The organism is Vibrio sp. D173a (genome assembly GCF_030248475.1).
In genome coordinates this window covers 1-666 of sequence record NZ_JAHGAH010001582.1, presented here as the reverse complement: position 1 = coordinate 666, position 666 = coordinate 1, and the positions used below count along the sequence as shown (strand labels likewise).

Genomic DNA, 666 nt, shown 5'->3' with positions numbered 1-666 from the left:
ATATGCTGCCCCATTCGCTTTTGATCATGTACTCACTTACGGTGATGATACTAAGGTGATCAGTGAGATCTGTAACGGCACTCACTTCACTGCGCATCAAGCGATGATCGCACACATAGAGCAGCAGTTAAGCTTGCCAAACCATGCGTCACACACACTGTTAGTTAAAGGCGCAAACAGTGCAGGAATGAGTAAAATAGCCGCTGCTTTGAAGGAGAACTTTTCATGATTATTTGGCTTGCAGAGCTGTTACAGCCACACTTTTCGTTTTTTCGCTTGTTTGAATACCTTTCGTTTCGAGCAATCGCGAGTATTTTAACGGCTCTATGCTTGTCGCTGTGGATGGGACCTCGTTTGATCGAGCGTCTACAAATGCTGCAAATCGGCCAAGTCGTTCGTAACGATGGCCCAGAATCTCACTTCAGCAAACGTGGTACACCAACCATGGGCGGTGTGATGATCCTTGCTGCGATCATGATTACGGTTCTGCTTTGGGCGGATCTTTCTAACCCTTATGTATGGGCTGTTATGGCGGTACTAGGTGGTTATGGTGCAGTTGGTTTTGTTGATGACTACCGTAAGGTGGTACGCAAGAATACCGATGGTCTGATCGCGCGCTGGAAATATTTCTGGCAGTCGGCAATCGCACTGGTTGTGGCATTTGCA

The 666-nt window shown here is 47.3% G+C and carries 2 pseudogenes; both read left to right on the top strand.

Annotation, left to right across the window (positions count from 1 at the left end):
• A pseudogene (gene murF / locus KIV40_RS34900) lies at nt 1-229 on the top strand (UDP-N-acetylmuramoyl-tripeptide--D-alanyl-D-alanine ligase); the annotation flags it as partial.
• Nucleotides 226-666: pseudogene (gene mraY / locus KIV40_RS34895) on the top strand (phospho-N-acetylmuramoyl-pentapeptide-transferase); the annotation flags it as partial. The pseudogenes murF and mraY, both read left to right, overlap by 4 nt.